At 67.5% G+C, this 9,008-nt stretch carries 7 protein-coding genes, 1 pseudogene and 1 riboswitch; of the genes and pseudogenes, 2 read left to right on the top strand and 6 right to left on the bottom strand.

Features of this window, described 5'->3' with window-relative positions; all coding sequences use genetic code 11:
* Positions 1 to 169 precede the first annotated feature (169 nt).
* Positions 170 to 1,030: a PDDEXK-like endonuclease domain-containing protein gene (locus ACRDUX_RS25250; protein ID WP_526417660.1), complete on the bottom strand. Its 861-nt coding sequence runs from the start codon at positions 1,028 to 1,030 to the stop codon at positions 170 to 172.
* Positions 1,031 to 1,140: 110 nt separating this feature from the next.
* Positions 1,141 to 1,351, top strand: a riboswitch (cobalamin riboswitch).
* A gap of 123 nt (positions 1,352 to 1,474) precedes the next feature.
* On the opposite strand from ACRDUX_RS25250, the gene metE reads away from it, so the two are divergent.
* Positions 1,475 to 3,742, top strand: a complete 2,268-nt coding sequence (metE, locus tag ACRDUX_RS25245) for a 5-methyltetrahydropteroyltriglutamate--homocysteine S-methyltransferase (protein WP_526417658.1) — start codon at positions 1,475 to 1,477, stop codon at positions 3,740 to 3,742.
* Here the strand turns inward: metE and ACRDUX_RS25240 are convergent.
* From ACRDUX_RS25240 to ACRDUX_RS25220, 5 genes are read right to left on the bottom strand one after another with little or no spacing between them, the layout of a single operon-like run.
* The gene (locus tag ACRDUX_RS25240; protein WP_526417656.1) at positions 3,739 to 4,290 is read right to left on the bottom strand and encodes an isochorismatase family protein; all 552 of its coding nucleotides are present in this window, start codon (positions 4,288 to 4,290) and stop codon (positions 3,739 to 3,741) included. The two genes, metE and ACRDUX_RS25240, sit on opposite strands and share 4 nt — an antisense overlap.
* Positions 4,291 to 4,308: 18 nt before the next feature.
* Positions 4,309 to 5,634, bottom strand: coding sequence for a hypothetical protein (locus ACRDUX_RS25235; RefSeq protein ID WP_526417654.1), 1,326 nt, complete (start codon positions 5,632 to 5,634; stop codon positions 4,309 to 4,311).
* Positions 5,631 to 6,065 (bottom strand): cupredoxin domain-containing protein, encoded by a 435-nt coding sequence (locus tag ACRDUX_RS25230; RefSeq protein ID WP_526417652.1) that lies wholly within the window; start codon positions 6,063 to 6,065, stop codon positions 5,631 to 5,633. Before ACRDUX_RS25230 ends, ACRDUX_RS25235 begins: the two co-directional genes overlap by 4 nt.
* Positions 6,062 to 6,268 (bottom strand): hypothetical protein, encoded by a 207-nt coding sequence (locus ACRDUX_RS25225; RefSeq protein ID WP_526417650.1) that lies wholly within the window; start codon positions 6,266 to 6,268, stop codon positions 6,062 to 6,064. The genes ACRDUX_RS25230 and ACRDUX_RS25225 overlap by 4 nt, the downstream gene beginning before the upstream one ends.
* Positions 6,265 to 8,097 (bottom strand): hypothetical protein, encoded by a 1,833-nt coding sequence (locus ACRDUX_RS25220; RefSeq protein WP_526417648.1) that lies wholly within the window; start codon positions 8,095 to 8,097, stop codon positions 6,265 to 6,267. Before ACRDUX_RS25220 ends, ACRDUX_RS25225 begins: the two co-directional genes overlap by 4 nt.
* 604 nt (positions 8,098 to 8,701) lie before the next feature.
* Between ACRDUX_RS25220 and ACRDUX_RS25215 the strand changes: the two are divergent.
* Positions 8,702 to 9,008, top strand: a pseudogene (locus ACRDUX_RS25215) (hypothetical protein); the annotation flags it as partial.

The raw sequence follows: 9,008 nt of genomic DNA, 5'->3' as shown, positions 1-9,008 counted from the left end.
ATCTCGCGCTGATGGCCCACGACGACGCGAAGGAGGGCGTGCGTGCCCACCTGGCCGACCGCCCGCCGCGGTGGACAGGGAGGCCCGTCGACCCCACCCGGCCCTGGCCCCCCGCGCCCCGGCCCTGACCCCCCGCGATTTGTGTGCGTTCACCGGTGCTCACCGCCGGTCAAACACCGCAAGTCGCGCGACGGATCTCGGCAATGACCCGTTCTGGGTACTCCGTGAGGTCTAGCCAGGTGAAGCGGAGTACCTGCCAACCAAGCAGAATCAAGCGGTTCTGTCGCACACGGTCCTTGCGGAAGGTCTCCGCATCGGAATGGAACGCGAACCCGTCGGCTTCAACCGCGACCTTGCTTGACGAGAACGCAACATCGACGACGTCTTTACCAACGGCAAGGTTCGCCACCCAGCCAGTGATGCCCGCCTGTTTCAGCAATTTGACGAGCAGACGTTCGGCGGCCGACCGCGCCCCGTCGTCCGCCGCCTGTAGTAGTCGGCGTGCTGCGGGTGAACCATGGCGGCCCTTGTTGCGCAGATGTGCCCGCCACAACCGAGTCAGATCGGTGTGCCGTTGAAGTGCCGTGTCCAGGATGTTGACACCACCGCCGCGTCGGGTCGCGGCCTCGACGACCGTCAGACCCAGTTCCGTGACTCGCAGGTCTCTTTGCTCGACGACGTCCGCCCGGCTCAGATCGCGGCGTCGAGTCCGGACGCCGTCACGCTTGGCGCGATGCGCATCTCGGGGCACCGTGACCTCCACCAGCGTTGGAGCGTATTTCGTAACGCCGTGCCACCAAGCGGCCGTCAGGCCGCTCGCAACCGCTTCGGATCCCAGACCCCACACCGCGGCGCGGATGCGTGCGGCGTCCGTGAACGGCCGGTCGTCGACGAAGTAGACGCCGGGGGCGCAGCGCAGCCAACGCCCCGATCGCACCCGCCGGTTGACGGCGTCCTGGCTGATCCCAACCCGGTTGGCCTGTGCGAGGGTGAGGACGCCATCGTGCTGGCGCAAGAGTTGATCGATCACGTCGCTTTCGACGGCACATACCCCCAAACGGTTCCCGGCCCCGCGGTTTGTGTGCGTTGACCGGTGCTCACCACCGCTAGATGCACACAAATCGCGTGGGGGCGCGGGAGTAGGCTCGCGCTCGCAGCTGGTTTGTCGGCGTGAGCCGACATCGCAAGAGGGAAGCCGGTGAGAATCCGGGACTGTCCCGCAGCGGTATGCAGGAACGACCGCCGTCATCAGCACTGGCGCAGCGATGCGCTGGGAAGCGACGGCCATTAGGTGCACGAAGCCTCGTGCGTGCCTGCGAGTCCGAAGACCTGCCAGCCGCACCGGGCGCGCCGCGCCCGGTGGTTCATCGCCTCGTGGAATGGGCGGCGACCGAAGCGGTTACACCAGTGGGTGACCGCACTCGGTTCGACGTCCGCTGGCGGTGACCATCCCGCTGCAGTGAAGGACACGCCCATGACTGACGCAAGGCCGTTCACCACCACCATCATCGGATCCCCGCGCATCGGCCCCAACCGCGAACTCAAGCGGGCCGTCGAGAAGTACTGGGCAGGCCGCATCGAGCGCGCCGAACTCGAATCCGTCGCCGCGACCATCCGCCGCGATACCTGGCGCCAACTCGTCGACGCCGGGCTGGACTCCGTCCCGGTGAACACCTTCTCGTACTACGACCAGGTCCTCGACACTGCAGTTCTGGTGGGTGCCCTACCGTCCCGGGTCACGCAGATCGCCGATGAACTCGACCGCTACTTCACCGCCGCCCGCGGCAACGACGACGTGGCGCCGCTGGAGATGACCAAGTGGTTCGACACCAACTACCACTATCTGGTGCCGGAGATCGGCCCCGACACCCGGTTCGCACTCGACCCCACCAAGGTGCTTGGTGAGCTGGAAGAGGCTCGCGCGCAGGGCATTCCGGCGCGACCGGTGATCGTCGGGCCCATCACGTTCCTGGCCCTGAGCAAGGCGGTGGACGGCGCAGGGCCGCCGATCGGGCGACTCGACGAGCTCGTCGCCGTATACGCCGACCTGCTCGACCTGCTCGCCTCCCACGGCGTGGACTGGGTCCAGCTCGACGAGCCGGTGCTCGTCACCGACATCGTCGACAACGCCGCCGAGCTGGCGCAGCGCACCTACCGGTTGCTCGGTGACCTGAAGCGGCGGCCCGCGCTGTTCGTCGCGACCTACTTCGGCGAGCTGACCGACGCCCTGCCTGCGCTCGCGCGCACGCCGGTCGAGGCGATCGGCGTCGATCTGGTCGCGGGGAGCCTGAACGGCCTTGCGGCGGTGCCGGAGCTGGCGGGCAAGACGGTGGTCGCCGGCGTGGTCGATGGCCGCAACGTCTGGCGCACCGATCTCGAAGCGGCGCTCGCCACGTTGGCGACCGTAGTGGAAAGTGCGGGCACAGTTGCTGTGTCGACGTCCTGCTCGACACTTCACGTGCCGTACTCGCTCGACGTTGAGGTCGATCTCGACGACGCCCTGCGCAGCTGGCTGGCGTTCGGCGCCGAGAAGGTCGGCGAGGTGGTGACGCTGGCGCGCGGTCTGCGCGACGGCCGCGAGGTGATCGCCGACGAGGTGGCCGCATCGAATGCCGCCATTGCCTCGCGTCGAGCCGATCCGCGGCTCAACAACGGCCAGGTGCGCGAACGCATTTCGTCGATCCTCTCGTCGGGAACCACCAGGGGACCCGCCGAGCGGCGGCACGCAGAGCAGCAGGAGCGGCTGCACCTGCCCAACCTGCCGACCACGACCATCGGCTCGTACCCGCAGACGTCGGCCATCCGGATCGCGCGCGCCGCACTGCGGTCCGGCGAGATCGACGGGACGGAGTACGAGCGGCGGATGAAGGCGGAGATCGCCGCGGTCATCGAGCTGCAGGAGAAGCTGGGCCTCGACGTGCTGGTGCACGGGGAACCCGAACGCAACGACATGGTGCAGTACTTCGCCGAGCAGCTCGACGGGTTCTTCGCCACCCAGCGCGGCTGGGTCCAGTCCTACGGCAGCCGGTGCGTGCGCCCGCCGATCCTCTACGGCGACGTGGCCCGGCCGCGGCCGATGACGGTCGAGTGGATCGAATACGCGCAGTCGCTGACGACCAAGCCCGTCAAGGGCATGCTGACGGGCCCGGTGACCATCCTGGCGTGGTCGTTCGTCCGCGACGACCAACCGCTGGCCGACACCGCCGCACAGGTGGCGCTCGCCATTCGCGACGAGACGGTCGACCTGCAGGCGGCGGGCATCGCGATCATCCAGGTCGACGAGCCCGCGCTACGGGAGCTGCTGCCGCTGCGCACCAAGGACAAGGGGGCGTACCTGAAATGGGCGGTCGACGCCTTCCGGCTGTCGACGTCGGGCGTCGCGGACGCCACGCAGATCCACACCCACCTGTGCTACTCCGAGTTCGGCGAGGTGATCGGGGCGATCGCGGATCTGGACGCCGACGTCACCTCGATCGAGGCGGCCCGCTCGCACATGGAGGTTCTCGGCGACCTCACCGCGGCGGGGTTCGGCAACAGCGTCGGCCCCGGCGTCTACGACATCCACTCGCCACGCGTTCCAGGGGTTCGGGAGATGGCGGACTCGCTTCGTGAGGCACTGAAATCCGTTCCGGCGGAACGGCTCTGGGTTAATCCGGACTGCGGGCTGAAGACGCGCAACTCCGATGAGGTGACCAAGTCGCTGGAGAATCTGGTAGCCGCGGCCAGGGAAGTCCGCGGCTAGGCCACCTGGACGCCGGAGGCCCGTAGCGACTCGACGGCCTCTGCGGTCGTCGTCGGTGACACCCCCGCGGTCAGGTCCAGCAGGACCCTGGTGGTGAAGCCGGCGGCGACGGCGTCGGCGGCGGTGGCCTTGACGCAGTAGTCGGTGGCGATGCCGACCACGTCCACCGTGTCGACGTCGCGGGCGCGCAGCCAGTCGGCCAGCGTCGTGCCGTCGTCCTCGGTGGCGCCCTCGAACCCGCTGTACGCCGCCGAGTAGTGCCCCTTGTGGAAGACCGCCTCGACGGCCGACGGATCGAACGCCGGGTGGAAGTCGACACCGGGTGTGCCGACCTCGCAGTGCCGTGGCCAGGAGTCCTGGTAGTCCGGCTCTTCGGAGAAGTGAGCGCCCGGGTCGATGTGCCAGTCCATCGTGGCCACCACGTGGTCGTAGGCGGAGTGACTCAGCAGCTCGGTGATCTTCCGACCGACCTCGGCGCCGCCCGTCACGGCCAGCGATCCCCCCTCGCAGAAGTCCTTCTGTACGTCGACGACGATCAGTGCGCGCATGGAGCCATTATCGCCCGATCAGCCACCGAAGAGCAGGTACAGCCCGGTGAACGTAAAGCCGACCATCACCAGCATCATCGCGAGCTGCCCGGTCACCTGATGCCTCTTGGGCAGCAGCCACAGCGCCCGGTCGTGCGCGGCCACCACGCCGGCGACGTGCCCGCCCACCACGAAGCACACCTTCAACGTCGCCAGCACCGACGGGTGCGTCGACAGCAGATAGGACGGCTGGACGTCGACGAGCCACCCGGTACCGAACGGGTCGGCCAGTCGGAGGACGGCTACCTGTCCCCTCTCGACCAGATAGGACAGGTAGTGGGCGAAGACGTAGCCGATGACGATCGGAATCAGCGAGTGGGCCATCAGGCCTGGCAGTTCGCGGCGGCGCTGCGCGTCGACACCGCCGGTCGCGCGGGCCGCCAGCCAGAACGTCGACGCCACCACCGAGGCGAACAGCAGCAGGCCCGCGCTGCGAATCAACACCGCGATGGTCGTCGACGGTCCCGCCAGGTCGTCGACGACGTTGCGCCACTGAGGCATCGCCGAGAAGCTGTCGAACGCCGTCGATCCGAGCAGCACCGCGAGCACTGCCAGCGTGCCCGCGCGCACGGGCATCGACGGCAGGTGATCGAAGGGGTTGCCGATCGCGATGCGTCCGTCGGCGTTGCGCCGCAGCGGTGACAGCCGCGACGCCACCACGCTGTAGACCTCGAACGGATCTGCCCTGGCGTTCCACCGCGATCCGAAGATCAGAGCGCCCGCGAGCGTCGCCACCAAGTACGACAGCAACCAGATCTTCACGGCGGCAAGCGAACCCGGGTCATCACTCGCGAGCTCGAGCCACACGAACGCGAACAGCCCGACCGCCGCCGGCCAGTACCCCAACCGCTCGGGATACGTCCTCGGGCTAGGCCGCCGCGACAGCGGCAGCACGCGGTAGATGGTGCGCACCGGCGACACCAGGCGCCACACCGGGCCGATCGCCAGCGAGACCGCGACGAGCCCCACCCACAGAAGCACGTAGAACACGCCGGGCAGCGCATTGTCGCCGCCCTGCGGACCGAACAGCGCGGCCACCGCCACCCACACCGCGAACAGCAGGCCCGCCACCGCCACCGACCAGCGCGTCGCCGGAGCGTCGGTCAGCGTCGTCACCCACTGCGGCAACGGCAGCCCCGGCTTGGCGACGTCGAACCGTGGCTTCTTCCAGGCCAGGACGACGACCGCGAACGTGAACGTCAACGCCCACGCCGCGCCGATCAACGCGTACGTGTACGGGATCGGCAGATCGTTGGAACCGCCCAGTCCGTGGGCGAGGACCTCGGTCGACCGACCGCCGATCACTGAACCTGGATGGTGGCGATCGTGCGGTTCAGCTGGTGCAACTCCACGTCGACCTGGCCGGGGACGTCGACGGTGAACTGGAACGACTGACCGGACTTCGGTTCGACGTTGAAGGAGTGCTCCGGATTCGAGTGGACGTGCAACTGATCTGCGGCGTCGCTGTTGACCTGGAAGACGACGGGTTCGCCCACGGCCGACTTGAGCTGAGCGTTGGTGGGGGTCACCTGGCCGCCCTTGATGGTCACCTCGACGACCAGCCGGTTCGGCGGCGCCTGCTGGTCTGACAGCTGCGGGGCGCCCGTCATGGCGGGGGCCGCGGAGGAGGAACTCCTCGTCACCTCACCCGATCCGTTCGACCCGCCACAGCCCGCGACGAGGAGCGCGGCGGCGGTCAGGGCAACGAGTGTCGTGGACTTCGTCAGCTTGATCACGGTGAACCATCTTCGTCGCCGGACGCTGGATGCTCACTGTGAGCCTTGTCATCTCCGACGTCGTCGCCGTCGTCGCCAAGACGTCGGTCCCGCCGGGCCACCCAGATGACCACGGCGACCACGAGGATCGCAGGCGCGAACGCCGGAATGGCCAGCAGCGCCGAGTGATCGGCGAGGATCACGACGTCGGGCGAACGGGTCATGCCTGCGCAGACGGCTCGAACTCAACGGGGTTCTTGGTGGGCTCGATCTTGTTCAGCCGACCAGCACCCCAGGACAGGCCTGCGATGAGAGTCAAGGTGCAGCCGAGCACCACCAAACAGCCGATCAACCACAGCACCTGGGGCGTGTCGGGGTTGCGCTCCCGCTGAAGGATGGTGACCTCGGGGACGAACGGCCGCGTCATCGCGGCTTCGGCAGGCACCTCGGCCGCACCGATGCCGGGGTCGCCGTGCAGGTAGATCGGCACGGCCGTCATGGTGGAGCCGTCGTGGACGCGCAGCAGGGTCTTCCACTGCCCCGACACCGGCATCGGCGCGGTAGAGCGGTAGTGGCCGGGGCCGACCCGTTGCAGGTGGTCGACGAAGATGCCGCGCTGGTTGGCGATGCCGCCCTGCCAGCCGAGGATCGACACCCAGTTCGGATCGTCGCCGATGAGGTTCGGCGGATTGATGTGGATGTCCGCCGTCACCATTCGCTGGTCGCCGATGCTGGGCGCCTGGGTCATGGCGAAGGTGGCCGTGGCATTCTGCGGCACCTCGTAGCGCAGCCCGTTGGCGGTGGCGCCGCCGACGGCGACGACGGCGAGCGCCACCAGGCCGATGCTGATGGCCCGCCGGGGGAGCCGCTGGTTGGTCAGCACCATGCCGACCATCGCGCCGCACGCACCGATGAGCACCGCGACCGGGATGGCCATCGCCAAGGCCTCCGGCCACAGGCTGGTGGGCCACGGGTAGCGGTAAACGGCGTCGATCCACAGGGATTCGAGCCACAGCCCCGCCGTCGCCACACCGAGACCGCTCACCATCCCGAACACGATCGGTCGCTTGATCAGTGGCGTCAGCGCGAGGACCTCGATCACCAGTGCGGGCCCCAGGTACAGCGCGAACCAGTTGATCGGTGCCCCGAGGATCGGTCCGACGATCAGCGCGATCAGACCGCGCAGCGCAAGGGCCAGCAGTGCGGCGATGATGGCGGCGCCGCGTCCCAACATGATGCGGGCGGCCACGAGTCCGAGCGACGCAGCCGCGGCGATGAGCATCGGCTCGAACACCTGACGGAATTGCATTACGCCGAAGTCGAATTCGATCTGGAAGACCGACATCCCGATCACCAGACCGCCGAAGGCGAGGTACTGGATGAACTTGATGCCAGGACCGTCCTTGGGAGCGTCTTCACCGACCGCGCGGCGACCCTCGTGCTCCAGGAATAAGGCTGTGAGAGTGGAGAAGCCGGCCCCACCGATCATCATCAGGTGGGTTGGTCCCCACAGCGTGACGTCCTGGCCGAAGATGCGGTGCCAGATGTCGTCGAGTGGGAAACCGGTCAGCGCGTACAGCCCGCAGCCGGCCATCAGGATTCCGCCGACGGGGGCATACCAGTGGCGGGTGATTCGGACCGCGGCTGCGCCGGGCTTCTCGTAGGGCAGCACGCAGGCCAGGCAGCCCGCGACGAACAGAACGAACAGCCCGAAGAGGATGAAGTAGTGGGCGGGGTTGGCCAGCGGGCCGGGGTCGCGCCCCTTCCCGATGTGCAGGCTGACGTCCCAGATGAAGCCGAACAGTGCGGTGATGATCGTCGTGATGAACAGCGCTATCGGCAGTGCCACCCACGCGGGCCTGCGGAATTTGCGGGCCGCCCACTCGCCGAGGTCGTGCAGCCAGGTGATCTTGCGCATTCGGTGCAGGTAGCCGATCCAGATGAGCGCCACGCCGACGATCAGACCGACCACCGACATCCCGATCACCTGGTCGAGCGCCGCGCCGCCGCCCTCGGTGCCCTGTGCCACGTAGTGCAAAGACTGCTCTGTCATCTGCCCGTCATCCCCCTCCGCCCGAGTGTGGAACCACCGTTCCTACCCGCGGGTAATGTTGCCAGACATCCCCAAGGTGAAACCAGGGGTACCGGATAGTTACCTGCGCTAACGTCCCTCCGCCCACCGGATCAGCCGGTCCCGAATGTGTGCGTTACACGTTGCCCGTCGAAACGCCATTCAAACGCGGACGTCGCGGATTCGGTTGCACTGGCCGAGGCCCGCCGGCAACTTCGCCAGCCGCCCACCGGGAGCCAGGCCCACCCAGCCGCACCTTCGCAGAATCAACTGGAACGCGCTCCTTCGATCCGTTAGCTGTCAGCTAACGGAGGCCCGTGGCGTCAGGGTGAAGGTTGACGTGTCTGTCAATCAATTCGCCGATCTTGAATGGTTGTACGACGAGGTATGCGCGTCTCAGAAACCGCTGTTGGCCTGCAAGTTTTATGCCTCGTCATGATCGTGTCGGGCCGAATGTCTAGATCATCTATTTGCACAGGCAAGTAGATTTCGTGTGACGTTAGACGCAAACCTGAGAATCCGCTAAGTTCGCTCCGCCGGGCATGAATTCATTGCCCCGGGGGACATTCGAATGCGGGGGGTTTTCATGAAGGATCGCGTCCAGTGCACGGTCACTGCGGGCTTGGCAATCGTTGGAGCAGGGGTCGTCGCACTGACGCCGCTCGCACCGGCGCCAACGGAAGCGGTCCGGGCCTCTGACGTTTCGGTGAACCTGATGGCGTCGACGTCACCGGTCGGGTCGGTCGTCGGAGGGGTGGGCGGATCCGCCGTGCGGCTGGTCGAAAGCCTGGTACTGGCCGGTTTTACCCCGTTCGAGATCGCCCAAGCGGTCGCCAACAACGATGCCGACGAGCTCTACTCGGTCATCGAGAACACCATCGACGCGCCCCTCT

It is taken from the genome of Mycobacterium sp. (assembly GCF_050701675.1).
Classification (GTDB): domain Bacteria; phylum Actinomycetota; class Actinomycetes; order Mycobacteriales; family Mycobacteriaceae; genus Mycobacterium.
Note: the sequence above shows the minus strand (reverse complement) of the source record. Positions and strands in the feature narration are given on the sequence as shown.